Annotated in this window: 27 protein-coding genes; 10 read left to right on the top strand and 17 right to left on the bottom strand. The window is 60.0% G+C overall.

Going from position 1 to position 24,611, the window contains the following annotated elements; all coding sequences use genetic code 11:
* The first annotated feature begins 2 nt into the window (after positions 1–2).
* Positions 3–458, top strand: a complete 456-nt coding sequence (locus ACIQUH_RS11235; RefSeq protein ID WP_400814865.1) for a hypothetical protein — start codon at positions 3–5, stop codon at positions 456–458.
* A gap of 48 nt (positions 459–506) precedes the next feature.
* On the opposite strand, the gene ACIQUH_RS11230 is transcribed toward ACIQUH_RS11235, so the two are convergent.
* The 4 genes from ACIQUH_RS11230 to ACIQUH_RS11215 form a co-directional block, all read right to left on the bottom strand.
* Entirely contained in the window at positions 507–2,204 is a 1,698-nt protein-coding gene (locus tag ACIQUH_RS11230) for a phospholipase D-like domain-containing protein (protein WP_400814863.1), read from the bottom strand.
* Between the two features lie 114 nt (positions 2,205–2,318).
* The gene (locus ACIQUH_RS11225; protein WP_400814861.1) at positions 2,319–3,590 is read right to left on the bottom strand and encodes a hypothetical protein; all 1,272 of its coding nucleotides are present in this window, start codon (positions 3,588–3,590) and stop codon (positions 2,319–2,321) included.
* Between the two features lie 122 nt (positions 3,591–3,712).
* The gene (locus ACIQUH_RS11220; RefSeq protein ID WP_400814858.1) at positions 3,713–4,624 is read right to left on the bottom strand and encodes a hypothetical protein; all 912 of its coding nucleotides are present in this window, start codon (positions 4,622–4,624) and stop codon (positions 3,713–3,715) included.
* A 287-nt stretch (positions 4,625–4,911) separates the two neighbouring features.
* Positions 4,912–5,097: a hypothetical protein gene (locus ACIQUH_RS11215; protein ID WP_400814856.1), complete on the bottom strand. Its 186-nt coding sequence runs from the start codon at positions 5,095–5,097 to the stop codon at positions 4,912–4,914.
* A gap of 167 nt (positions 5,098–5,264) precedes the next feature.
* On the opposite strand from ACIQUH_RS11215, the gene ACIQUH_RS11210 reads away from it, so the two are divergent.
* Positions 5,265–5,930, top strand: coding sequence for a potassium channel family protein (locus ACIQUH_RS11210; protein WP_400814854.1), 666 nt, complete (start codon positions 5,265–5,267; stop codon positions 5,928–5,930).
* On the opposite strand, the gene ACIQUH_RS11205 is transcribed toward ACIQUH_RS11210, so the two are convergent.
* Entirely contained in the window at positions 5,923–6,741 is an 819-nt protein-coding gene (locus tag ACIQUH_RS11205; protein WP_400814852.1) for a hypothetical protein, read from the bottom strand. The genes ACIQUH_RS11210 and ACIQUH_RS11205 overlap by 8 nt on opposite strands.
* Positions 6,742–6,956: 215 nt before the next feature.
* Between ACIQUH_RS11205 and ACIQUH_RS11200 the strand changes: the two genes are divergently transcribed.
* A complete protein-coding gene (locus tag ACIQUH_RS11200; RefSeq protein ID WP_400814850.1) occupies positions 6,957–7,628 on the top strand; it encodes an XRE family transcriptional regulator in 672 nt (223 codons plus the stop codon).
* Positions 7,629–8,246: an RES family NAD+ phosphorylase gene (locus ACIQUH_RS11195; RefSeq protein WP_400814848.1), complete on the top strand. Its 618-nt coding sequence runs from the start codon at positions 7,629–7,631 to the stop codon at positions 8,244–8,246.
* A 251-nt stretch (positions 8,247–8,497) separates the two neighbouring features.
* Here the strand turns inward: ACIQUH_RS11195 and ACIQUH_RS11190 are convergent, their stop codons facing one another.
* Entirely contained in the window at positions 8,498–8,845 is a 348-nt protein-coding gene (locus tag ACIQUH_RS11190; protein ID WP_400814846.1) for a hypothetical protein, read from the bottom strand.
* 119 nt (positions 8,846–8,964) lie between these two features.
* Here ACIQUH_RS11190 and ACIQUH_RS11185 point away from each other — a divergent pair, with 119 nt between their 5' ends.
* From ACIQUH_RS11185 to ACIQUH_RS11175, 3 genes are all read left to right on the top strand, one after another.
* The gene (locus ACIQUH_RS11185) at positions 8,965–9,453 is read left to right on the top strand and encodes an NUDIX hydrolase (RefSeq protein WP_400814844.1); all 489 of its coding nucleotides are present in this window, start codon (positions 8,965–8,967) and stop codon (positions 9,451–9,453) included.
* Between the two features lie 400 nt (positions 9,454–9,853).
* Positions 9,854–11,530 carry a ParB/RepB/Spo0J family partition protein gene (locus ACIQUH_RS11180; RefSeq protein WP_400814842.1) on the top strand — a complete coding sequence of 559 codons (1,677 nt, stop codon included), beginning with the start codon at positions 9,854–9,856 and terminating at the stop codon, positions 11,528–11,530.
* A gap of 80 nt (positions 11,531–11,610) precedes the next feature.
* Positions 11,611–12,099 carry an EthD domain-containing protein gene (locus tag ACIQUH_RS11175; RefSeq protein WP_400814840.1) on the top strand — a complete coding sequence of 163 codons (489 nt, stop codon included), beginning with the start codon at positions 11,611–11,613 and terminating at the stop codon, positions 12,097–12,099.
* Here ACIQUH_RS11175 and ACIQUH_RS11170 read toward each other — a convergent pair.
* From ACIQUH_RS11170 to ACIQUH_RS11150, 5 genes are all read right to left on the bottom strand, one after another.
* A complete protein-coding gene (locus ACIQUH_RS11170; protein WP_400814838.1) occupies positions 12,019–12,861 on the bottom strand; it encodes an alpha/beta fold hydrolase in 843 nt (280 codons plus the stop codon). The two genes, ACIQUH_RS11175 and ACIQUH_RS11170, sit on opposite strands and share 81 nt — an antisense overlap.
* Before the next feature lie 610 nt (positions 12,862–13,471).
* Positions 13,472–14,491 carry an MBL fold metallo-hydrolase gene (locus tag ACIQUH_RS11165; protein ID WP_400814836.1) on the bottom strand — a complete coding sequence of 340 codons (1,020 nt, stop codon included), beginning with the start codon at positions 14,489–14,491 and terminating at the stop codon, positions 13,472–13,474.
* Positions 14,492–14,522: 31 nt separating this feature from the next.
* Entirely contained in the window at positions 14,523–15,869 is a 1,347-nt protein-coding gene (locus ACIQUH_RS11160) for a hypothetical protein (protein WP_400814834.1), read from the bottom strand.
* Positions 15,870–15,950: 81 nt separating this feature from the next.
* Positions 15,951–16,886, bottom strand: a complete 936-nt coding sequence (locus ACIQUH_RS11155) for an SDR family NAD(P)-dependent oxidoreductase (RefSeq protein ID WP_400814832.1) — start codon at positions 16,884–16,886, stop codon at positions 15,951–15,953.
* Positions 16,887–16,940: 54 nt separating this feature from the next.
* On the bottom strand, positions 16,941–17,903 hold the full coding sequence (locus tag ACIQUH_RS11150) for an aldo/keto reductase (RefSeq protein WP_400814830.1): 963 nt from the start codon (positions 17,901–17,903) through the stop codon (positions 16,941–16,943).
* A 47-nt stretch (positions 17,904–17,950) separates the two neighbouring features.
* Here ACIQUH_RS11150 and ACIQUH_RS11145 point away from each other — a divergent pair, with 47 nt between their 5' ends.
* Both ACIQUH_RS11145 and ACIQUH_RS11140 read left to right on the top strand, forming a co-directional pair.
* On the top strand, positions 17,951–18,616 hold the full coding sequence (locus ACIQUH_RS11145) for a TetR family transcriptional regulator (protein ID WP_400814828.1): 666 nt from the start codon (positions 17,951–17,953) through the stop codon (positions 18,614–18,616).
* Positions 18,617–18,722: 106 nt separating this feature from the next.
* A complete protein-coding gene (locus tag ACIQUH_RS11140) occupies positions 18,723–19,175 on the top strand; it encodes a YybH family protein (protein ID WP_400814826.1) in 453 nt (150 codons plus the stop codon).
* 131 nt (positions 19,176–19,306) lie between these two features.
* On the opposite strand, the gene ACIQUH_RS11135 is transcribed toward ACIQUH_RS11140, so the two are convergent.
* From ACIQUH_RS11135 to ACIQUH_RS11125, 3 genes are all read right to left on the bottom strand, one after another.
* The gene (locus tag ACIQUH_RS11135) at positions 19,307–19,519 is read right to left on the bottom strand and encodes a 4-oxalocrotonate tautomerase family protein (RefSeq protein WP_400814823.1); all 213 of its coding nucleotides are present in this window, start codon (positions 19,517–19,519) and stop codon (positions 19,307–19,309) included.
* Between the two features lie 17 nt (positions 19,520–19,536).
* Positions 19,537–19,908, bottom strand: a complete 372-nt coding sequence (locus ACIQUH_RS11130) for a nuclear transport factor 2 family protein (RefSeq protein WP_400814821.1) — start codon at positions 19,906–19,908, stop codon at positions 19,537–19,539.
* A 73-nt stretch (positions 19,909–19,981) separates the two neighbouring features.
* A complete protein-coding gene (locus ACIQUH_RS11125) occupies positions 19,982–20,533 on the bottom strand; it encodes a glutathione S-transferase C-terminal domain-containing protein (protein ID WP_400814819.1) in 552 nt (183 codons plus the stop codon).
* 181 nt (positions 20,534–20,714) lie between these two features.
* On the opposite strand from ACIQUH_RS11125, the gene ACIQUH_RS11120 reads away from it, so the two are divergent.
* Positions 20,715–21,005: a winged helix-turn-helix transcriptional regulator gene (locus tag ACIQUH_RS11120; RefSeq protein WP_400814817.1), complete on the top strand. Its 291-nt coding sequence runs from the start codon at positions 20,715–20,717 to the stop codon at positions 21,003–21,005.
* A 309-nt stretch (positions 21,006–21,314) separates the two neighbouring features.
* Here ACIQUH_RS11120 and ACIQUH_RS11115 read toward each other — a convergent pair whose 3' ends face one another.
* The 3 genes from ACIQUH_RS11115 to ACIQUH_RS11105 all read right to left on the bottom strand — a co-directional run bounded on the left by ACIQUH_RS11115 (position 21,315) and on the right by ACIQUH_RS11105 (position 24,595).
* Positions 21,315–22,694, bottom strand: coding sequence for an FAD-dependent oxidoreductase (locus ACIQUH_RS11115; RefSeq protein ID WP_400814814.1), 1,380 nt, complete (start codon positions 22,692–22,694; stop codon positions 21,315–21,317).
* Positions 22,695–22,772: 78 nt separating this feature from the next.
* Positions 22,773–23,603 carry a helix-turn-helix domain-containing protein gene (locus tag ACIQUH_RS11110; protein WP_400814812.1) on the bottom strand — a complete coding sequence of 277 codons (831 nt, stop codon included), beginning with the start codon at positions 23,601–23,603 and terminating at the stop codon, positions 22,773–22,775.
* Positions 23,600–24,595 (bottom strand): alpha/beta hydrolase, encoded by a 996-nt coding sequence (locus ACIQUH_RS11105; RefSeq protein WP_400814810.1) that lies wholly within the window; start codon positions 24,593–24,595, stop codon positions 23,600–23,602. The genes ACIQUH_RS11110 and ACIQUH_RS11105 overlap by 4 nt, the downstream gene beginning before the upstream one ends.
* Positions 24,596–24,611 lie beyond the last annotated feature (16 nt).

Raw genomic sequence — 24,611 nt, 5'->3', positions numbered from 1 at the left:
TCATGTCGGCCGCAAATCCCTTGTCGGTTGTTGGACTAATGCTTACGCTGTCGAGCTTGCTGGGCAGCTTCTTCTATCTTCAGCTGAGCGCCTGGGTGCGTGATATCCTGGCGCTGAAAGCCAAGTCTGATCTCAACAAGTACGCCGGTACGACGGACGAGAAAAAGGCGATGCGTGAATGCGCGGTCGAGGTCGATAAACTCCTCAATTGGCCCACCTACCTCGTTAATACCGTTGTCATCCTCTTTGTCGTTATCGTGATAGTGACGGCGCTCGTCATGCTGGAACGCGCCGCCGCTGACCCACTCTATGGCCCCGTTCGCTTCGCCTTCTATCTTTTCCTCGCCGTCTTCGTCGTGCTCTCCTCCGTTCTCTTGCATCATGGGACGAAACAGGGGAACGCAGTGAAGACGGAAGTTGAACGGCTTCGCGCGGATAAGAAATTGGATCTCACCTGAGAGAATCCATGGCCTCAGCCGGCAGTATTGACGGCATAGGGTCTGCTCTCACGTCCCAACGAAGTAACGCCGGCGCTTCGATTTGTAGCTTTGCGGATTGAAATGCGACGAAACCCAATCGACTGGCTTTATCTTCAGATACCCGGCTTCGGGATCATGGTTGCCGGTCTCAGTCAGCTTTTTCACGAGATAGCGGGCGTAATGATGGTCGAAGATACGCATGAACTCGCCGAAATAAATATCGGCAACACGCGTGTCACCCCGGATGACAAGCATGTTTTCGTCATTGGTGCGCTGCGACGGCTGACTGAAGTTTGCTGAACCGGTAATGACCAGCGGATCGTCGCTTAAGGGGTCGACGAGCATGAATTTGTCGTGAATGTAGTCGTTGCGGTTCAACGGATTGCCGCGTTCCTCAAGGAAATTGACCAAGGCCCCATTGCCAAGATAGCCGCCCGCCGCAAACAGCACGTCGCGATCCCGGGTAATTTTCTCGCCATCGCCCAGATCGTCGTCCTTCACTACATAGCGCAAGACGTCATTGTCGCGGTTCAGCACCTGCTGAAACACCTCGTCGATATTGAATGCGACGGTGAAGCAGACGATTTCCTTGGCCTCCGCCATGCGGTCGGCATACCATTGGAGTGTCGCGCTACTGTCCTTTTCGTCCCGCGCGCTAAAGACCGGGGTGACGCTCTTCGCCTCCGGTCGGCCGGCGGGAAGCGGCGAGGCAGCTCGGTTCGGAGCTCGCAGTTTTGTCGGCGTCAGATTCTCTTCAAGTCGTTCCCAGTAGTGGAGATAGGCCTCAGCAACCGTCTTGTCCCAGACGATGTGGCCGACGTTCGAATGGCCGAAGATGCCGCCCTCGGAAATGTTGGTCGAACCGGTCCAGACCGCGATTGGCTGTTCCTCCTCCAGTAGCACGATGAACTTGTTATGCCGGATGCCTTCGCTTACCGTGCGTGCCTTGACCGCGCCCATCTGGCCAAGACCGGCATTGGCGATCGTCAATTCGTTGTCGTGCTTGTAGGCGCTCTCGCCGTCGTAGACGATCTTGACGCTGGCGCCAGCTTCGACCGCCTTAGCAAAGGCGTTTGCCACTGGCTGGTAGTGAAACTCGTAGAGCGCAGCGCGCAGCGCGAAACGTTCGTCGCTCGCAAGGCCGATGAAGGCCATGAGCGCTTCATAAAGCCCACGCGACAGCCAGACCATCTCTTCGGATTTGGGACTTGCATTCTGTGGGTTGGCGTTCTTGAACCGTCGCGCAAATGCCTGTGAGCCAATGACACCGCGGTTGAAGTAGATGTCGTGCCGGGCCTTGTCGTTGTCGGCATCAGGCTTGAGCAGGAACTCGATCTCCGTTGTGATATCGAGAGCCACGGCTGAGGCGTCGTCCAACAGGAGGTTTTTCACCGATCCATAGAGAGGCACGACGCGGTAGCGATAGTGGCGATCCTTCTCTGCCGTGTAGTCGGCCCATTGAAAAGACTGAATGGGATGGTCGGCGGTGCTCACGGGTGTCCCTGGAGGTAGCCCGCGATCCTTGTCGCGAAATCGTTTGATGCTACGCATCCAATAGCGTTCGACGATTTCCTCGCCATTGAATTCCGTTCGCTCGATGGCGAAGCCCATCAAGCCTTCACGCTTTCCCTCCTGGTCAGGCTGGAAGTCCCAGGCAAGCGTGACAACGTAGGTTCCGGCAATAGCGCGGGCACGCATAACATCATTTTCGGCGACAATTCTCATTTCATCCCCCTGATGGCGCGGTTGTGCGGCTGTGGTCCTAGCTGATGGATTTTCTTTGCTGCGCCGCTGACGCTGGATGACGGCGCAACAAGAAAGACGAATAGCTTGCTGTCGTCAGAAGATGATCGTCTCACCCTGGCGGTCGGCCTGCGCCTTGCTGTAGGTGACGAGATGGGCCGTTGCGCCATCGCGATTGACCAATCGAATTTCGCCGCCTTTGTTGGAAAGCTGCACGGAATGGCGCGGTAGCAGGATGGTCGTTGCCATGCCAGGCGCGAGCGTCACTTCCTTGATACCAAAGCGGTTACTCATCTTGTCGACCAGGAACCAGCCGTCGAGCGGGATAGTCTCGATGCCGGCGTTGACAAGGGTGACCGTTTCCTTGCCTTCATCCCGCCCCATTGGATTGACTAGCGCAGCGACGATCTTCACCGATCCGCTGACGATGCGCGGCGTTTCCCTTCCGGTGTCGTCGGCAATTCCGCCGATTGAGCGGTCGCCGGCCGGACCGAGATAGACGGGATAGAACGTACGGACGTAGCGTTCGCTCTGGTCGAGAAACAGCTTCATGTCGTAGCGCGCGCCGTTGATCACCGCCTCTTTCGGTGCGCGAGCACCACGGTGAGCGCGCACCGCCCCCATTGCCATCAGGCCCTCGATACTGCAGCCCACGAAAAAGCCGCCGATAGGCTTCGTCAGCGGCCGGGTTGTTCCAGCGTCGTAATCAGGCGCATCCCAGCGATACGAGATCGTCACGGATTCGGGAAACTGCTCTTGGCCGTTCTCGTAAAGGCCGCGTAGATAAACGATGCGGTCGTCGCGGAAGCCGGGAAAGCGATTGCGATCGATTTGCGCGGCCAGCCCGTCGTCGAGATGGTATTTGTACCAGAAGTGATAGCCTTGGACCTTCGGCCCTTCCTGCTCGCCGACGAAGACGTGCTCGAAGCCCGACAGATCACGGTCGCCACCCTGGGAAAAGCGGCGGAACCATTGCTCCGTCAGTGTCGCGTACCAGCGATCACGGGACACGGGTGTGCCTGTTTCTTCCGAGATATAGGCGCGCGCAACCTGCATCGGTGCGCTATCGACGATGGCTTCCAGGAGTTCGTGGACTTCGGCGCGTTCCTCCGGGGTCTCGACTTCAGCCTGCCGCTCATCGAGGACGTAATTGTCGAACAGGGCGCGCACGAGGTCATAGGTGATTTTCTTGTTGTTCGGTATCACCACTTCCGAGAGAACCTTGAGGTCGCCGGACGGTGTGCCCGGGCCGTCGGTGTTGGTGACGCGGACGTAACCCGTATCCGGGGCCGCATCGGCTCCGGCCAGAATGGGCTTTATCCCGTTGCCGCTTTGATCGGCATCCCAGATCTGTTGATAGATATCCATTCCCGTTCTCCTCCATCCGAAAAAGGTGTGGTCTGCTCGGGTACTCTATTGATGCGTGTTTATATGCTGATGACAGTCGCGAATGGGTGGCAGTTCTTCCATCCCGCCGTAGCAAGCTGCGGCTATTCGAACGGTCTGCCGCACGCGCGTGGCAATGCCAGAGCCGTCTTGCTCGAATATTCCGAAGTCACCCAACCGCTGAGTTGGGATTGCATGCAGGTGAAGAGCGTCAACGCTCGCCGTGCTGCTTTGCCGGGCATATCGCCGGCAAGCGTTGCACACTTGAAGGATACCTCAGCAACGCGAGGAGCAGGGCCTGCTTTGTCGAGGTACCACAGTGTCAGCGCAAACTTTCCGATGCTGTTGGCGCCAAGCTTCACGCGGGCGCCCTTGAAGACAAGCTCGCGGATGTTCGGGCCGTTGATCAACGCGGTGCCGGGATCAAACTGCGCGCCTGAAATCCCGAGAAGCTCACGAAGCGTTGGAAACAGCGATTGCAGGTCGTCAAGCGTGGGACGCGCCTTGCTCCACTCTGCGGTCTGACTGGTTGACAGCGAAAAGCGGCTGCGGATCGAGCGTTTCGCCGAGACGACGACCGATCGCTTGTTCGGGTTCGGGTCGTCGACCTCGAGCGGCGCAATGTCTTCCTCGAAGGTCGTGCGTGCGTCGTTTCGGCTCCCCGGCAACTCGGCCGCGGCAACGACGAACAGATCCGGCATGCGCAGCTTGAGGGTGATCTCCGGCCGAGCGGCGGCACTGCCTTCGCTCTCGACCGGCAGGCGTTCGCGCAAGGCAAGATCGGCCCGGGTAAGGATACAGTCGGCCGTATCCCAGAATCGGACCGTGCGCTCCGCCGGGGCATTAAATTGCCCCTCATGGCGTGGCTCATCATCGTTTCGCAGCCCGAGCTGGCTATCGATGAGAGGTTTCATATGCTTTTCCCAGAACGCAACGATTGGTTCGGAAGTTGCTTCCGAAAACCGTTCAGGATTGAGAAGAAGCTTGTATTCGCGCGCGTCCAGTTCATGCCGCATGATCCGCATCCCCCGTCGGAATCTGCACAACCTGAAACTTTACTGATCGCTAAAACTATGCGGCACAGATTGTTTTCTGGCAAGCACAAAACTTAAAAGAGTGCAATGTGAGGTAGTGGCGGCGGACGCTGGTGAGATCGAGTCTGAAGACGACGATGATCCAAGGGAGCTGGTACCTTCGATACCCAGTAAGCGGGATCCGTCGCCGTCCGAGGAACTCCTGCGGGAAACTGAACGCTACCAACCTGAACGTGGCTGTGGACCCTCCGGGTCCCGATCCGTGCGGGCTACCGAAAGGGTCGCGCCCACGCGATATCGTCGATCACTACCTCCACATATGCGAGATCAAGTAAAGACACAGGAATTCGGGTAGCGAGCGTTGCGATCATCTTTTCCCGCGCCCGCTGCACCGGATCGACGGTTGCGCGAACCGGGACTGCGGAGGTGAGCTTGAGGGCCTTGAGGTGAGACATGCTGTGATCCTTTCCGAAACCGTTGAACCGGATACAGCCGTCCGCCAAAAGGGTAACAATGGTGCTCGCTACACAATATTAGTCAACCGGAGTTATCGAAGGACGGTCAGCGTTTTGATAGATAGATAGCCTTTTCTCGTTTTTACGAATTGTTCTATGGATATTGCATGATGGTTCATCGCAACGTTGGCATTGCGACACTGATGATTTGGGCGTCTGTTCTGGCGGTCGTCTTGTTCACATCGGTCCCGTCGGTCCTACCGCCTGTCACGCAATGCGTCCCGACATTCGACGGCGATATTGTCGGGCATGGGACCGATCTGATCCCTTTCCTAGCCGTAGCGATTTCACTCACCCTCCCGTTCTGGTTTATCTACCAGTTTCTGAAGCGGCAATATTCGGTCGCCGAGTTCCTTCTAGTTATCTTTTCAACCTATCTCTTGAACATCGTCCTGTTCGCACTGATCTTCCACTCCATGGGAATCATCGACACAGGCGTCCCGCCGACCGAGGGTACAGGCGTGTCGACAAACTTCGCCGACTATATCTATTTCTCCGCGGTGACCTTCACGACGCTCGGGTATGGTGACTTCAAGCCCTGTGAAGCCGACAGGTTGTTTGCCGCCTTGGAGGCCTTGCTGGGTGGTTTCTTCATGCCTTTTTCGAGCGCCGTGGTGCTCGCCCAGGTGCTGAAGGACGACAAGCGCATCGACAATCCTGCGGCTCCCGCCGCCGCTGTCAGTGCCTTGCTTCCCTGGCGCAGCAGAGTTCCGTCCGAGCAGACCGTTGAAATGGCATCAGTTGCCTCAGCAGATGAGCCTCAAGTCAGATGAGTTTCAACACCAAGCTCTCGAAGCTCTGTTCGAACGACGAGAGGTTTTCGACATTGAGGAACCAGACATCTTCGACAAGCATCGGCTGGCCGGCAGCAGTCTCGGCATTCGCTACCATGTGAAAGCTCCCGTCCTTGGCCTCAACAGTGTCGCCGACGACCGGAATGGTGGTTATCTGGAAGCTTGCTAGGTCTTTGAGTTCGTCTGCCTGAAGGACGGCGTCGCCGTCATCCTGCCATAGCTTCAATCCCTCGAGTTCCTTGCCCTCGAGCACGCCGTTGGCGTCGGTGTCCTTGCTGGCCATACTATCGAAGCCGTCGCCGAAACCCATGTTGCCGAAAAGGGCTCGGGCGTCGATCTGCAGCGAGGCAGGGATTTTGGTTGCATCGACGAGAAAACCATCTCCCGTACCATCGATCCATTCGATCCGGTCCTTGATGCCGTCGCCGTCGATGTCGAACAGGACAAAGTCGAGCAGTTCTCGCAGGGAGTACATTTTCTCCTTGGAGCTCGTCTGTGTGACGGTGGAAATACGACCGTCGCGATTGAGGTCTAGGACGATAGGGCAGTCGCCGGCCATTGCCGGACGCAGTCCGTACACGCTCATCAGCGAGAGGACCAGGAGGGTGCCGGTTGGCGCGATCAGCATCGGATGAAGTCGTCTCAGCATTCGGGTCACTTTTCGGAATTTTGAAACGGGACATTGCGACAATGTCGAATAGTACTCATAGTTGTATATCCCACAGGCGACAAGGATCTTCGTAGACACCATCTGCTGAAATCCCTTCGTATCGTCGTCACCGGCAGGCATGATCTCGCTTCAGTGGTCATTGCAGTCAGCAAAATGACTAATTCAAATGGTGATTTCTCGATTCGCTTTCGGTCAGGGCGACTCTTACTGCGTCGACCGGCTCCGTCACTCAACGAGCATTTTACGCATGCGCAAAGCCCGCACCGATTTACCAACTTAACGAACTTGACGAACTGCCGAATCCTGCCTAAATTGCTGAGCAGGAGGCCAAGACCATGCCCACCGCAAAGACCATAGCTAACGAACCCCGCGACTCTTCCAATATTGCGCTTTCGATGAAGCTGCCTCGGAGGGCTGATTTTGAGAAGGCCCTAATCAGGCAGTACGCCAAGGCGATTAAGCTGAGCCAGACGGCCGGCCATCAGGTCAGTTTCCGCGTCGTCGTGGATCCACAAGCCGGAGCGCAGACGATTTCAGTCGTAGAAGAAGAGCCGCTGCCACATCAGGATGCGTTTCCGGTAGAAGCCGTGCCAGAGCCGGATGAGGAGCTTCAGGCAGCCTTGGCTGCCGCACGGGAACGCGGCCGGCGTCGCGTAGCGGAGATTCTGGCTGAGGACGATATGTTGAGCGCGGAAGCGTTTGCGGACCTACTCGGCGTTTCGCGCGTCACTGTCAACACGAAGCGCCAGAACGGGCAGGTTCTTGGTCTCGACGGCGCCAAGCGGGGCTTCCGTTTCCCGTCATGGCAACTCGATCGGGACGGTCGGCCCTATGCTGTGCTTCCGAACCTGCACGAGGCTTTGGGCGGTGCATGGGCGGTTTACCGTTTTCTGGTCACGCCGCATGGCACTCTGGATGGCCAGACGGGGCTCGATGCGCTGAAACGTGGCCAGGACGACGAAGTGATTGCAGCGGCCGAGGGTGTCGCCCGCGGTGATTTTCGCTGAATGACCGGAATCAAGCCGCCCCTGGGTTTCGAGAATTCTTCGCTCGATATCGAAATCATTCCCGCCGGTCGTCGATTTGGGCGTATCTATGCCAGCGCCTTTCCCGACCCGTTGGGATATGGAAAGACACCGAGCCGCTTCAGCGATCCCCGTCGGCGTGACCCGGCAAGGCGGTTTGGTGTTGTCTACTTAGGTGACACGCTCAAGGTCTGTTTCCTGGAAGCGGTACTGCGTGATCGGCGCGATGGTCTCGTGGGCGATCTTCCGATCGAAGAGAAGGAGATCTACGCGCGGCGCTATGCAGTGATCGAAACGATCGATGACCTCCGCCTTGCTGATCTCCGCGAGGACCATGCGATCAGGATGGGAGTTCCGACGGATGTCGCAAAATCCTCCCGCCAAACTCTCGCCCGGGCGTGGTCACTTGCTTTCCATGAGCACCGGTCCGCACCAGACGGCATCATTTATCCGTCCCGCCTGAACGGGCATACGAATCTCGCGATCTTTGACCGCGCGGTCGCAAAGTTGTCGGCGGTACGCATCACGCCGCTAATTGGAGCGCCGGGCCTTGCCGCCGTCATCAACGACCTTCGCGTAAGCTTAATCGACACCATTTAGGCAACGCCACGGGCCAGTGCCCACCAGCACTTGATCTCTCCGCTGCGCTCGCCAGTGTTGAAATTAGCTTATCACGATGTCCATTCCGAGATGGCAGGGATGCATCGATCACCGGCTCGGCTCCTTGCGAGCTTGTCGAAGCCGGGGTCTGAACAAGATCTGCGCGAAATTACGCTAAGGTCGAACGGATATTCTGCGAATTTTGGGCCTATCGACCCAAAGCTGCGAAATCGACTACGCGGCGGCTTAGGTCAAGGTGCAGCCGGCGACGCAAGTGATACTGATGGATCTCGCTCTTTCTTCACGCGTTTCCGCGACAGTGCAGGTCGAGGATGTGCATTTTCTCCATCGTCCTGTTCCACATCGCCGCGGCCGATTTCGTCCATGCGATGCTTGATCGCAAGGGCGTAGATTGTGCTCAGCACATGACGGTCGGTAACGTCCGGATCGGTCAGTGCCAACACAGCAGCGCGAACAATCTTCTTGCTCGACGCCTTCCGGCAGCGCTTAACGACAAACTCGTAGAGTCCCTTGTCGGACAGCCCCTCCGTCGCCCCATCCACGAGAGCGCGGTAAATCTTCTTGCGTTTTTCGCTCATCCGATTCCTCCTCCTTTTCCTCTGGAAGGATAGTCACTAAACTGTCATAAACAAGATCGCAGACCACCGGGAGGGTGGGAACGTCTTCGGGCGCCTTTCAATACAGCGTGGAAGCAACGATGAGAGCTGCGTTTAGCGTTGGCAGCGAAGGGATCGAACAGGGGTCGCCGCTGGCAATTGTACAAGCTGGGGCAATCTGTTTGCGCATAGGGGATCGACCGGGCGAAGGCGAAATTGCCCTGGTTGCCAGCCGCACCAATGGTGCCTGGGGCATTCCAAAGGGACATGTCGAGCTCGGCGAGAGCCTTCAGCAGGCTGCGGAAAGAGAAGCTTTTGAAGAGGCAGGGGTCAAGGGCTTCACTTTAGAACCGGAGATAGGGCAGTTCTTGTATCACAAGGAAGGGCGCCTGTTGCGGTATCGCGTTTCCGTCCATCTTCTGCTTGTCCAGAGGATCGAACTCCATTTTCCGGAGAAGAACGAGAGGCAAATAAAATGGGTTCCGCTAACGGTCGCCGCCCGTGACGTGGCGAACCGCGAGCTCAGCCGGATCATCGCTTCGGTGAGAACCCATCCGCTCTATGAAGAGCATGCCGGGCGGGAGTTGTAGGGCTTACGCCGCGATGATTCCATGCGTAGATTCATGCTGCCTCTCATCTTGTTCATGGGGTGCTGGAAAATCTCTGTGGCCGTACAAGCCGACCACCATCATCGCGGACACGCATGACCGTCTGCCGGCTCGTGGCAAACTTTCTTGCGACGGCGGAGAACCTCGGACATCCCGTTGAATTTGTCCTGAAATTTCTTCGCCTTCCGCGTGAATAACCCCGACTTCCTCTGCGGCCCCTCGGGGCGATGGCCGCGAGTGGGCAGTGGAAGCGGCGAGTCGGGCGCAAGCCGGAAACGGTGGAGGCTGCGGATAGGGAAGGAGGGAGAGGGGGGAAGGAGTGTTCGCGGCGGGTTGTGGTTGTCGGAGAGAGGCTCCGGCCAGCCCGCCACGGAGAAACTACATGGCACAGGCCATTCAGAAAATCACGCTCAACGCCGGGCGCGACATCCCCTTCAATAAGCTCGTTCTCAGCCAGCAGAATGTGCGCAAGACCAAGGCGGGTGTGTCGATCGAGGAACTTGCCGAAGATATCGCCCATCGCGGACTGCTGACCAGCCTCAACGTCCGCGCCGAAGTCGATGGCGATGGCAAGGAGACCGGCATCTATCGTATTCCGGCGGGCGGCCGTCGCTACCGCGCGCTGGAATTGCTGGTCAACCAGAAGAAGTTGTCGAAAACAGCGGCAATTCCCTGCATCGTCAGCAAAGGCGAGACCCTCGAAGCCGAGGATTCGCTTGCCGAAAACGTCAATCGGCTCGCTCTCCATCCCCTGGACGAGTTCCGCGGCATGATGGCGCTGCGTGAGCAGGGGCTCGACGAGGAAGAGATCGCCGCCCGCTTCCACATCTCGGTGGCGACGGTGAAGCAGCGCCCGCGGTTAGCCTCCGTCTCGCCACGACTGCTCGAATTCTATGCCAATGACGAGATGAAGCTCGGCCAGGTCATGGCATTTTCGATCACCAAGGATCACGCCCGGCAGGAGCAGGTCTGGGACACGATCTCGCGCTCCCACAATCAGGACGCCTATTATATCCGCCGGATGCTGACCGAAACCGCGGTCCGCGCATCCGATCGACGCGTCGTCTATGTCGGCATCGATGCCTATGAGGCTGCCGGCGGCGTCGTTATGCGCGATCTCTTCGAGCAGGACAATGGCGGATGGCTGCAGGACCCGGCGCTGCTTGAGCAGCTCGTGCTCGAAAAGATGACCGCGGAAGCCGAAGCGCTGAAGATCGAAGAGGGTTGGAATTGGGTCGATGCCGCCTTCGACTTTCCTTATGGCCACACCGCTGGTCTCCGCCGCTTCTACGGTCAACGGCTCGAGTACACCGAGGAGGAGCTTGCCCGCCATGACGCTCTCAAGGCCGAATATGACAAGCTCGACGCCGAATATGCCGCGGCGGACGACTATTCCGAGGAAATCGAAGCCCGGCTTGAGGAACTCGGCAACGCGTTGGATACCCTGAACGACCGGCCTAATGTCTTCAATGAAGAAGACGTCGCCCGCGGCGGCGCCTTCATCTCGCTTGCCGCCAATGGCGAATTGAAGATCGAACGTGGCTTCGTCCGGCCCGAAGACGAACCTGTCGTCGAGACGGATGACGGCGATGCCGATGATCGTGACGGTGACGGTGAAAGCGGTGATGATGCCGCTACGCCTTCGGCGACGGGCGGGATCTCGATCAACGGCAAGCCTGTCGGCACCGAGGAACCCGAGGAGGATGAGGACGGCAAGATTCGGCCTCTCCCCGATCGCATCATCGAGGATCTGACGGCTGCCCGCACTGTCGCGCTTCGCAATGCACTGGCCAATGATCCGGTGATGGCCTTCATCGCCGCCCTGCACATTTTGGTCCTCAAAACCTTCTACAGAGATGTTTCGGACTCGTGCCTGGAAATCACCGTGCAGCACACCGCGTTCAGCCAGACCCACGGGCTCGGCGATACGGTCTGGGCGAAGGAGATCGGTGACCGGCAGGAGTCCTGGGGCTATGATCTCCCCGGCAACGCGAACGAAGTCTGGGGCTATTTGATCGCACTCGATGACGCGAGCCGCATGGCGTTGTTTGCCCATTGAGCGTGCATGAAGTCGATCGCCCGTTTGACATGCCGCGGTGCGGATTGCGCAGCCGGCCGTAACAAGTCCTCCGAAAACCGATGAGGAATGGTTTCAAGGATGAGGCAACTCAACGTTTCGCAGAGATCGGCGAGCGCCAAAGGCGATTGCCGCAGGGGACAGCTCCCACGACTCCGCCGGAGGCTGTCCAGATCGTTGGCGATCAAACTCATCGCTGTGACCGGCGGCACGATTGCCCTAGTGGCCTTTCTAGAATAATGTCGGGTATGTCTCGTGAAGAATTCGTTGAATACTATGAGAACAATCATGTTCCCCTCGTACTTCGAACGTTTCCTGACACCCTCACCGGTATCATCGCAATTTCGTTATACCCGGTGAAATGTACGTTCCCGGTCATATGGAAGAAGGGACGCCGCCGGTCGAGATTCCGCCGCGTGCTTCAACTCCAGGCGATCGCGGCGGCCGCAGATGTATCACTGCATAGCCGATCACTCGCGCGTCAAGAAGTCGATGAGCACTTTGTTGACCAGATTCGGCTGTTCCAGTTGAGGGCAATGACCCGCCTCTGAAACGACGATACTTTGCGCTCCGGAAATGGCTCCAGCGACGATATCCCACCACCCTTCAGGCTTCAGCTTGTCGTTCGCCCCAGCTATGATCAAGGTCGGAGCCGTGATCCTGTCATATGCGATTTCGGATCGCTCACGCGCTTCCTGGACCTCGACGGGGCGTCGAAAACGTGCCGCTGCCACGGCTTCCCACGCACCCGGTGCCAAGCTGCTTTCTCTCCGGCGCTCGACATAGGCTTCATCGGTGGCCCGGCTTTCGGCATGGAAAAGCGAAGCGACGATCTTCCGCATCCCCGTGATGGAGCCGTCATAGTCGAGCAATGCCTGCATATGTTCGTTGTCGTTGAGGGCGCCGCCGCCTGCTATGCTGACAATACGCTCTGGTCGAAGAACCGGGGTCGAAGACGCAGCATCGAAAAGTAGCAGCATACCGCCCATGGAGTTTCCAACGCATGGAGCACCAGTTGCTCCGACCAGTTCCAAAAACCGCGCCAGGTGCCGGAGACGTCGACCTCTGCCGTCAACGAAATCCATGATTTTGGCTGTCTTGCCGAACCCCAACAGATCGGGCGCAAGAACCCGAAAATCCTGTGCTAGCGCAGGTATCGTTGCTTCCCAGCAGATCTCGGCGTTACCGCCGAACTCGCCGCCATGCAGCAGCACGACAGGCTTTCCCTGACCTGCTTCAAGATAGCTTGTTTCGAGACCATCGACCAGCAGCTCGTGCCGAATGATATTCGATTGAACGTTGCGCTCCGTCATGCCAGACCTCCTCCATATCGTCTCTGGTTTACCGCAGAGTTTTCCGCATCCAGCGTTTCAGCAATGCTGGTAGCGACATGAATGATTGATGAGCAATCGGAAAGCCGCATATGTTCGCTGCACGCACAAAACTGCCATCGGCGATGACGGCCCAATGACTTCGTGGGCTCGCAGTCCTCAGTCTCTACCAAGTTGCCCCCATGTTTTTCTCCCGATACTATCGAGAAGGTGCTTCATCACCTTGTGAAACGCCTCTCTGAACGAACTCTCGGACCGGTATCCGACGGATTCGGCCACCGCGCCGATTTTCATGTCAGGATTGCCTCGGATCACGCCTACCGCATAGGCATTCGCCATTGCGTCAGATGGTCGGCTGCGCCTTGCCGACGATCTCCTTGAACCGGGCGGCGCAAACCGATCGTGCCATTTTGACGTCACGAGCGATCTGAGGGCACCGACGGGTCGGCAGGCATGACTTTCAGGGCGGAGCCGATCCTTATCACCGAGACCCTTGAAGCAGAACGGAAATCCGGCACTGCCGGCATTGCGCCCTGGCCGGGTCGGCCAAGGCATTGTCCCCATGGCCATCGAGCGTGGCCGGATGAACGGCCTATCTCCTGTTCAGCGCCAACTGATAGCTTTCCGGTACAAAGCGGTAGTTGTCGCCGTCACGCTGCACGTAACCGACACCGGGGAACGGGAGATGATATGCGGTGAACGGCATGCCGGTCTCCGCCAGTTGCTGCGCCACCCGGCGTCGTGTCGCGACTGCGGCCTCGTGATCCTCATCGAACGGCACCCGCCATTCCGGCCGCTGGAACGAAGCGACAGGGCTGTGGAAGACGTCCCCGGTGATGAGCAGCCGCTGGTCGTTGCCCCCGTCGAGCTCGAAGGCCAACATGCCCGGGGTATGCCCGAAGGTCGCCCGCGCCGTCAGCCCCGGCATGACCTCCTCTCCACCGTCAAGGAGACGTGTTCGGTCGCGCAAAGGGCCAAACAGTCGGGCGACAAGCTCCGCGCGATCACCACTTGCTTCGGTTTCCCAGTAGTTCATCTCGACCCGGCCCAGCGCATAGGAGGCGTTGGGGAAAACGGGTACTCCGTCGTCCGACACGCCGAGGATGTGGTCTCCGTGAAGATGGGTGAACAAGACGAGGTCGACGTCCTCGCGGCGGTATCCCGACGCTTCGAGGCGTTCCGGCATCAGGCCAGTGCCGTTCGCGCGCCCCGATGCGCCAAACCCGGCGTCGACGACGACGAGCTGGTCCCCGATCTCGACGGCCACAGGCATGAAGCAGCTTCCGAACCGATCGTCCGGCAGCGCATTGGCTCGCATCAATTCACGCATCGCTTCCCGATCCTGATCCGGCCCGAAGATCGGATCGAAGTCGTCGGCGATGGCAACACCATCGAGCAGGCAGGTCAGGCGTGCGTTTCCGATGGTGTAGTGACGCCAGCCGGGAGCGAAATCCCGGTCGTCCACCGCGCCGCCGGCGGGCGCTGCGTCCGACGTTTGCGCGAAGGAACGTTCCACCGGAGCGATGGCTATTCCAGCGGTGCCGGCGGTCGCCAGCAGGAGGGCGGAGCGACGGCTGATCCGGGCTCCTGAGTGATGCGTTTCTTGCGACATGTCTTCTCCAATTCCGATCTTCGCCATCCGACTACTGAACGATGCTGAGAACGTGCGCGCCGCGCGTCACCGGCACGGTGTAGCTGGTCTTGACAAGCTCGATCCGGTCGGCGTTGGCGTGATCGCCGGAGATGCGCCAGAAGTCGATCGAGCCGCCCGGCGACCGGCCGTCATATTGATCGAAGGTGGTTGCGGCGACGAAGCGGCTCGAATTGTCGAACACCACCGACTCCGGGAGAATGCCGTCATAGGCATGGGTTCCGACCGTCGTCAGATGCCCGCTTTCGGCATCGATCCTCAGCAGGCTGAGCGAGGAGAAGAAGCCTTGCTCGGGCGAGTCATGCGGCGCGGAGCTGCGTTCGAGGTTGGCGGTCGCCACCCATTTCCCGTCCGGGCTGATCGCCAGCCCCTCGGGAATCGCGCCGACCTGGGCCCGCGAGACAAAACTGTGGCGCGGCGCGCCATCCGCGTCGCGCCTCATATCGAGGCGGACGCTGGTGATGGTGCCATGCTTGGGCGCCTGCGTCCCCAGACCCGCATAGATCGAATTCGACAGCACATGGCGGCCGTCCGGCGTGAACTTCGATGTGAAGGGATACCAGTCGAGCGCGATGGAGTTTCCCCAGCGCTCCACCCGCGTCGCCTCGCCTTCGCCGACGACCTCGACCAGCGTCAGTTCGGGGCGCGTCCAGTTCGTCAGCGCGAGAATGTTCGATTGCGGGTGTAAGCTGGCATCGATCAAAAGGTCGCCGGGCGTCCAGTCTGGTATAGCCGGTGTCGACAGCAAGGAGAGCTGGCCGTTCTCGAAGCGGTAGAGCGCCAGCGGTGTTTCGCGGCCGTCGCCGCCAAGCGCATAAGTGATGGCGACGAGATTGCCGCCGGCGTTGATCGAGACGGTCGAGGGTTGCGCAAAGCCTTCCAGCGTTTGGATCACGGTCGGATTGTCGGGATCGCCGAGATCTACCACCGAGATTTTCCGGGAATTGGGCAGATCGGTCATCATGCCATCGGCCTTGTCGGCGGGACGGGGTCCGCGCGTTTCGACCACGATCGCATAACGTCCGTCCGGCGTGAGCGTCATTGCTGTCGGGGGACCGACGACCGAATTGCCGACCGGAACGCTCGATGCACGCCATTGTGACGGCGGCCTGTCCAGCCGGATGACCGAGAGCGTATCCTGCCCCTGTTCGGGTCCAAGGCGGCCATCGCTGTAGGCCGATGCCACCATGTCGGCATCGGAGATGGCGACGAGGAACCGCCCCTTGAAATCCATATGACTGACATTGGGCAGTTCCTGCGCGAACGCGCCCGGCACGGGCGCAAGGATCAGCGCCGTCATGAATGCTGCGATGGAAGGTTTCGGTATCCTCATGGCCATTCGGTTCTCCTTGTTGTGGCTGGGTTCATGATGTCTGGCCGGCTGTCGCCATGACGGCCGGCGGGTTCGGTTCGCCTGCGTCTAGCGCGGGCCGATCATGTCGAGGGACGCGTCCCAGAGACGGGTCGCCGCAGCCGGATCGAGCGCCCAGCGGCGCACGCCGCGATGATGGCTCTCGGCGTCGTCCTCGATCAGTTCGGCCTCGTTGCAGTCCTCCAGATAGCGTCCGCCGATACCCTCGAACTCAGGGGCAAGGGCCGCGACGAGCGTGGTCGAGGCGCCCTGTTCGGGCGTCTTGTTGGCAGGCACCTTCGCCCATTCGGCGCGGACTTCCTCGGGGACGTATTTCTGGAGGTTGGTCATGATGCCGCCCGGCATCAGCGCGTTGGCAAAAATGCCGTCGCCCGACCAGCGCCGCGTCGCCTCTACGGCGAAAAGAACGTTTGCGGTTTTGGACTGGCCGTAGGCGCTCCATGGATCATAAGGCCGGTCCCGGTAATGGATGTCGTCGAACATGACCGGCGAGGCGTGGTGGCCGCTAGAGGCGACCGAAACGATACGCGCACCCCCTGCCGCTTTCAACGCGTCGTGCAGGCCGAGCGCCAGCGCGAAATGGCCGAGATGATTGGTCGCGAACTGCATCTCCCAGCCGTCGGGCGTGCGCTGCAAGTCGGGGATCGCCATCACGCCGGCATTGTTGATGAGCAGATGCAGCGGCCCCGACCATGCGTCAGCGAAAGCGCGCACGCTGGACTGGTCGGCGAGATCGAGGGCGACGACCTCCGGGCGGGCCGTGCCGGTGCTGGCGGCGATCTCGTCGGCGACACGCTCGCCGGCGTCGATGTTGCGCACCGCGATCGTCACCTCCGCGCCGGCGCGGACGAGTGATCGCGCGGTCTCGACGCCGATGCCGGAGGCCGCGCCCGTGACGATCGCGCGAAGCCCTGAAAGGTCGCGGCCACCCACCACCTCGTCGGCGGTCGTTCGCGGTCCGAATGTCGTTGCAATTCTGCTCATCGATATTCCTTGTTCAATGGGGTCGTCACCCAGGCGATTGGGTTGGCGTATCCGTCAGCGCCATTCGGGCATGAAGTTGTCGAGGTAGCGGGCGCCGAAGCCGCCGGCGGGCAGGATCTCGGCAATTCGCTCAAGATCGGCCGCGGTCAGAGAGAGGTCTGCTGCCGAGATGTTTTCCTCGAGGCGCGCGATGCTGCGGGTGCCGGGAATGGGCACGATGTCGTCGCCCTGCGCGAGCACCCAGGCGAGCGCGAGCTGCGCCACGGTGGCGCCGCGCTCGGCCGCGAACTGTTCAAGCTGGCGCACGGCCTCGACATTGCGTTCGAACGCGCCGGGCTGCCAGCGCGGATCGTAACGCCGCATGTCGGTCTCGTCATACTGTTCGGCGGGCTTTGCCGTGCCCGTCAGGAAACCCCGCCCCAGCGGCGAATAGGGAACCAGCCCGATCCCGAGTTCCCTGAGGAGCGGGAACAACTGCTCCACGTCGCGCTCGAATAGCGAATACTCGGTCTGGAGCATCGCCACCGGCTGCACGGCATGGGCGCGACGGATCGTTTCGGGGCCGGCCTCGCTCAAGCCGAAGTGGCTGACCTTCCCGGCGTCGATGAATTCCTTCACCGTGCCCGCCACGTCCTCGATCGGCACGTTCGGATCGACCCGGTGCTGGTAGAACACATCGATATGGTCGACGCCGAGATTGCTCAGGCTGGCGTCGAGCACATCGCGGATGTGATCGGGCCGGCTGTCGTAGCCAAGCTCGCGCGTCCAGCCGAACTTGGTGGCGATGACCACCGCGTCGCGGACCGGCGCCAGCGCCTCGCCGACGATGCGTTCATTCTCGCCCCAACCGTACATCTCGGCGGTGTCGAAGAAGGTCACGCCGAGATCATGGGCACGGCGGATCGTCGCCACCCCGTCGTTCACGGTGTCCGGCCCGTAGGCCATGGAAATCCCCATCGCCCCATATCCGATGGCCGATACCTCCGGCCCCTCTATTCCAAGCTTGCGAAGCTGCATGATGTTTCCTTGACGTCTGTTGGCGATATGTGCACAATAGGTCATACATGGCACGCAGTGTCAATATCAACATTTTGTGCAAGATCGTGAACATGACAAGCGCTCCCTCTCTGAAAGAACTCAAGAATGACGCGGTCTCGGCGTCGATCGCCGCCCGCGCGCTCGCGCTGTTCGACCAAAAGGGGTTCGACGGCGTAACGGTCGACGACATCGCCGCCGCTTCAGGTATCTCCCGTCGCAGTTTCTTCCGCTACTTCCCGACCAAGGAAGACGTGGTGGTCGGAAGCCATGCCGCCTTCGGGCCGAGAGTTACCGAGGCGCTGATCGTCCGGCCGCAGGACGAAGGCGTCTGGCTTTCGCTGCGGCGGGCGTTCGATGTGCTCGCCGACAATGTAGAAAGAGACCCCGATACGGCGGCCCGGACCATGCGCGTGGTCAACAGCACGGCGAGCCTGCGAGCGCATAGTCTGGAAAAGCATATCGCGTGGGGGGAAGACCTCGCACCGGAGGTGGCAAGGCGGCTCGGCGGCGGCGCGCGCCATCGCCTCGAAGCGGACACGCTGGTTCATGCCGCCTTCGCCTGCCTCGATGTGGCGCTGGCGCATTTTAGCCGCGAGCCCGACGGGCCGATACACGATCTGCTCGATGCCGCATTCGCTGCCGTCACCGCACATGGTGTCGCTGCGCACAGCCCGTCGCAAGCGCGGCGCTGATCGACGGATATGAACGACCTTTTAGCTGGCGGCAAGATCAGGCAAGCAAGCGACCTAGCCGCACGAAATCGCAGGCAGGTGCATTCTAATCAAAGGGAAGCAGATAATGGGAAATGATGTTGACGTTCAGATCCGCGCCGTGATGACCGACGCGGCGCTCGCGGTCCAGCGCGGGGACGTCGAGGGACTTGCGGCAATGTTCCACGACGATCCATCGGTGATCCTGATGGATTTCCTTGGCGACTGCCTCATCGATGTCGCGCGGTTGCGCGCCAATGCGGCGGAATCCTTCGAACGGACGATCGGACACGCGACCTGCGAGTACGAGCATATCAGCGTGACGCAGCTCTCCGCGACATCGGCTATGACCTGGGCGATCATGCGCTATGCCGTGGAGATGCGGGGAACTGAGCCCGTCGATATGCAGATGAGGGTCACGGACGTGTGGTCGCTGATCGATGGCAAGTGGCGCGTGGTGCACGAGCATGCGTCCTTCCCCGTTGACCCTGCCACGGGGGAGCCGGACATGAAGTCCTGGGACCGTCATAACCGGAAATAGGTGACAGTGCGGCGTTGCAGCCTGGCAGGGTCGTCCTGCGCTTCGCATCAGCCTGTCGCCCAAGGAGGCGGGACGTTGATCCGAACCACCCCCACCTTGAGGACTATGGCCGCTTGCAAAGCATCGAAAACTCACGATGGCTTGCTGATGGCCTTCCGGTATTCCGCGACGGGAAGACCGCCGACGCCCCAATCTTCCAAGTCCACCTCGTCGATGACGACGAAGGTGATCGCGGGGTTCTTGTCCAGTACGTCCACCAACAGGGCGATCACGCCCTTGATGAGCTTGGCCTTCTGTTCCGGTGTCGCGCCTTCGCGCGTGATCTTGATGTTCACATACGGCATGCCTGTCGCTCCTATGGCTAGCGTTCGATGATCTGAAAGACCTTGGCGATGATCCGCCACCTGCCATCGGTGCGCACCAGGGTCAGGAAATCGACGAAATCGCGCTGGCCGATCGAGCAGCGCAAGCGGGCGACCGCGGTATTGTCGCCGGCCAGATCGACAGCGTCGATATGATCGCGCCGGGCCTCGCTGCGAGAGACCGGCGACTGGCGGGCGGCGACGACCGGCACATATTCCTCCATGGTGCGATAGAGCAGCGGCGTCTCGTCGGCGGTGGCGTAGATCGCCCGGGGGTGGAAGACGCCCTGAAGTTTGTCCACATCACAGAAATAGAGCGCATCGAAATAGTCCTGAAGGACATTGCAGATGTCGTTCAGAGCCGTCGTCATGCTGCGGTCTCATCGGCAAGAAGCCCTTCCTGACGCATGGCGTCGCGAACGGACGGCCGGGCTGCGATACGCGTCACATAGGCTGCGACTGCGGCCACCGGGCGAGGTCAAGACCGACAAAGCCCGACCAGTTCAGGACGACGAACAGATAGGCATCCGCCACGGTGAAGCCGTCCCCGAGGATGAAGTCCCTGCCATCGGCAAGGCCGCGCGCCACGTCTCCTACGCATTGGACAAGACGTTCCTCGACCTGCTCCTTCTCCGCCCCTTTCAGCGGGTGCCCGCGAAAATAGGGACTGAATGCCTTGTGCAGTTCGGACGACGTGAAATTGAGCCATTCGTGCAGGCGCGCACGCTCCAGAGTGCCGCAGGCAGGTGCGAGTCCCGCTTCGGCGTGGGTATCGGCGAGGAACTGAAGGATCGCCGGGTTCTCGGTAAGGATGATGCCATCGTCCAGTTCGAGGGCTGGCACATAGCCCTTGGGGTTGACGGCGCGATAGTCTGCGCCGGTCTCGGTCAGACCGGCTTCGGTATCGACGCGCTCGGCATCGAAGGTCAGGCCGAGTTCGTTCAACACGATCCGAGACGACAGCGAACAAGCGCCGGGTTTGAAATAGAGCCGCATGGAAACCTCGTTGTTAGTGGCGATGGCCGGACCCTATTGAGCGAAGTTACCCTTGCCAACCAAGTTTCCATTGGTTACTTCATATTCGAGTATCCACGGAGTAACCGGTCGATAGCATGAGCCTGAAGGTCCGCAAGAACCGGAGTACCCAGCCGCCGGAAACATGCGCTCTGATGAGTGCATGACGATCATTGCGGGAGCATGGGCGCCCAACGTGATCTGGCACCTGCGCGCCAGTCCCAGGCGATTCAACGAACTGCGTCTCGATATACCACCGATTTCGGCCAAGGTACTTTCGCAGCGGCTTCGAGAGCTGGAAAGCCGCGGCGTCGTTATACGCACCATCCAGCCGACAAAGCCGCCTTCGGTGGAATATGCCCTGACGGCGCTCGGTCAGGAGCTGGTGCCGGCGTTGGATGCGATTGTCGACGTCGACCACAAGCTCAAGGCGACCTTGTCGAAGGAAATTTGAGCCGCAAGGCGAGCTTCTTCGTGACGAACCCACGATGAGAACAGCGCACGACGCCCATGACCTCGCGGCCGCTCTGCCGGTCGATGGCCGGTAGATCACGGTGTTGCCGACGCCGGGGGCGGTACTGGAAAACAGGCTCTCTCTAGCATGGTACAGATTTCCTGCTGAGGGCTGAAAGGCTGTTTCCCAGAGCGAAGCCGCCGACATGCGGCATCACGGGATCAGCAACAGGCTTCCAGTTGTGCGGCTCGCCTCTCGCCCGCATTGCGGCGTCGGGGCGTGGCTTGAGGTGCCTCAATGACGGCTAGGTCAAGGGCGATGGGACAATGCAGCCGCAGACCTGCCCGCGGTTCTCCCGAAGATGATCGCATTGGCGATGGAGTTGCCGCTGGCAGTATAGATTTCGCCTATCACGCCCCCCGTTGTCTCACCCGCCGCGAACAGGCCCGGTATCACGCACCCCTGCACATCCAGCACGCGCGCCTGGTCGTCGATTTGCAGGCCGGTAAGCGTCAGGCCGAGGATTCCCGGCTTCATCCGTGCAGCATAAAAAGGTGGCGAAATCATCGCACGCAGGTGCTCTGCACCCTTGAAGAACTGCCGATCCTCTCCGGCAGCGCACTCCGCGTTGTACTGAGCGAAAGTTGCCTCGAACGCGGTAACCGGGATTTCCATTCGCTCGGCCAGTTCGGCGAGACTGCCCGCACGGACCAGATAGCCTTCCTGCAGATACTGCAAAAGCAGGTCCTTCTGCCAGCATGGCTGGCGCGGGTTCGCTCTCTCGAGCGAGAGGCGTGCGGCCTCGTCGAAGATCGAGAAGCATTCGTGCTGGGTCTGCTGCTTCACGCGATCAGCCAGCACGGCATAGGACAGCGTTTCGTTCACAAACCGCTGCCCCTCCCGGTTGATGTGAACCAGCCATCCCGGCTGCTCAACCTCATTGTCGCGCGCGAAACCGTGGGTGACGGTCAATTGGCCGCGATTGAAACCGACGACACGTGCGCCTGCTGAGACGCCCATCTTGATACCGTCACCTTGGGATGTGTCCGCTCCGACATACCATAAGTAGTCTCCACCCATCCTATGGTCAGGAAAATAAAAAGACAGCATCTGGGGGTTCGCACCAAAACCGCCGGTGGCCAGAACCACTGCCGAAGCGGTCACAGTGTCATCGCCAATCTGCACGCCGCCGATCATTCCGTCCTCGTTGACGACCAAACCGGTGATCCGTGTGGCGAGCGCGATATCGACACCATGCTGACTGAGAGCCCCTTCCAGCCTCTCGATGATCTCCGCTCCGGCTCCGATCGGGCGATGACCTCTGGGAACTTCGTCGCAACCGGAAAAGTAGAGCCCGTCGTCTGTGTAGCGGACACCGAGGGAGATCAGCCATTCGAGGGTCGAATTGGCCTCGTTGCAGAGCTTCTTGACGAGCGGAGGCGAAACGGCATGACGATTGAGCGTCATGTAATGGTGATACATAGCCTCCGCTGTATCGCTAACACCATTCGCTTGCTGGATTGCCGTGCCAGCAGCATAAAAAACCCCACCTGACAGAGCCGTTGATCCGCCAAGCTTGCCGGCAGCATCAACAAGAAGAGTTCGCGCACTATTCTCGGCGGCAGCCAGGGCCGCGGAAAGTCCCGCGCCTCCGCCACCAATGACAACAACATCAAAGTCGCGTTCCATCGATTCCTCATCCCATTATCGGCTAAAACACGTGACCCGAGTTCAGCTTGCGGCCGCCGGCCGAGTTTCCGGTTCGGCCTAGGTGACCACATTCGATATCGCTTCGGTGATTTCCGCCTCGATCGCGCAGACACATTCACGGAAACGATCAAGATAGCGCTCAGCGGCTTCAGCCGGCGTGAGCGCGCTTCTGAAGAAAACGATATTGACCGCGCCAATGACGCTGCCTCCCGGGCAAACGGGTAAGGCGATCGCACTGAACTTGGCTTCCGTTGTGCCCACGGCAGATGCGTAGCCCAGTTCCCGTAGCTCGCGGGTCATCCGTTCCAGCAGGAAGGTCGAACGGGCGTCCTGCGCATCCTCCGTATCGAGCCGTTGGGTGATGTCCAGTGTCTGACGTAATTCGTCCGGCGACATTGCACTCAAAATAGCTTTGCCGAGGGCCGAGCGTAGCAGTGGTCGCTTGCGGCCAATCATTCCCCGGTGCATGCTCATCGGGCTCATGTTATGGGTCGAGACGGCGATATGGACACCGCCGCCTGTCAGGGTGGCGAAGTCGCTCGGCCACTTGATCACTTCGGTCAACTGAGCCAGATGCCGCATGACGATCTGGCCGGTGAGATCGTCGCCACGCAGGTTCCCGGTAATCTGTAGAAGTTTCCAGGACAGATTGACCGCGCCATCTCCTTCTCGGCGGGTGACATAACCAGCCTCGGCGAGAGTGTTGACGAGCCGGTAGACAGTCGTGCGATCAATGCCGGTATAGGCGCTGAGCGCCCCAAGTTTCACCCAGCCTAATGTGCCAAGGGCTTCGATGATCGACAGCCCGCGCGACAACGCACGAACGTCTTTGTAGGCATCTTTCTGGCACGTGATCGACCGCTCGGATTGAAGGTTCTCGATCATCATGATTGCTCCCATGCCTTCCGGAGCGCACCGATGGCCAATTGCCCTGCAGTGAGCGAAACCGCGGCATCCGGCACCAACAGATCGAAGCCGTGACAGCACCCCGGATAGACATGGAGTTCGGTCGGAACCCCAGCCGCCAGCAGGCGCCCGGCGAAATCTATGCAGTCGTCCCGAAACGTATCCATCGCTCCGACGTCGATATAGGTGGGCGGCATCCCTTTCATGTCCACGGCCCGGCCCGGCGCTTCGTAAGGCGTGACCTCATCCGTTCCATAGCGATCTCCCAGGATCGCCTTCCAGGCGCCAACGCTGACCTCGTGTGGCCATACCGGCCATGAAACGCGGGAAGACGGCGTGAGGTGCCGATCGTCCAATTGCGGATATCGCAAAAGCAGAAAACGCGGGGCAATGCCATCCCTGACAGCAGCAAGCGTGCACGATGCGGCCATCCCGCCGCCGCCGCGGACTCCGGCGATCGCGATGAGGGAAGAATTGACACCAAGCACGCTGGCATTCGTCAGGACCCATTTCAGGCCCATATAGCAATCTTCAGCACCGACCGGAGCCGGGTGTTCCGGCGCGAGCCGGTAGGCCAAAGACGTGCCCACGCATCCAAGTTCCCGCACCAATGGAACAAGCTGGACGTCATCGCCTTCCGGCGTGCCGGCGATCATTCCACCGGGGTGGAGGTAGTAAAGGCAGGGAAGTGGGCCGTCGGCTTGTCGCACCAACGGTCGATGCACTCGTAGCGCAAGCCTTGCACCGTCGGGCGTCTCCACTTCGAATGTCTCGGTCGTCACCCCTGCCCTTTTGACGCCTTCAAGCAAAGCTTTCGTTCTCTCGTCGTTCTGGCGGCGCACAAGATCAATGTCCCGTGGGGTTTCGATCGCATGCAAAACTTCGTCCGGTGAAAGGACGATCCGGACAAAGGCTTCGCTGATCTCGGGATCGAGTTTCATCGTGTCTTCAGGCTTCCCGAGCTTCTGTGCCATGATCTGTCCCTCTCGT

Origin of the sequence: Agrobacterium sp. NPDC090283, from assembly GCF_044769685.1 — a bacterium.
GTDB lineage: Bacteria > Pseudomonadota > Alphaproteobacteria > Rhizobiales > Rhizobiaceae > Agrobacterium.
This window is presented reverse-complemented; position numbering and strand designations above follow the sequence as displayed.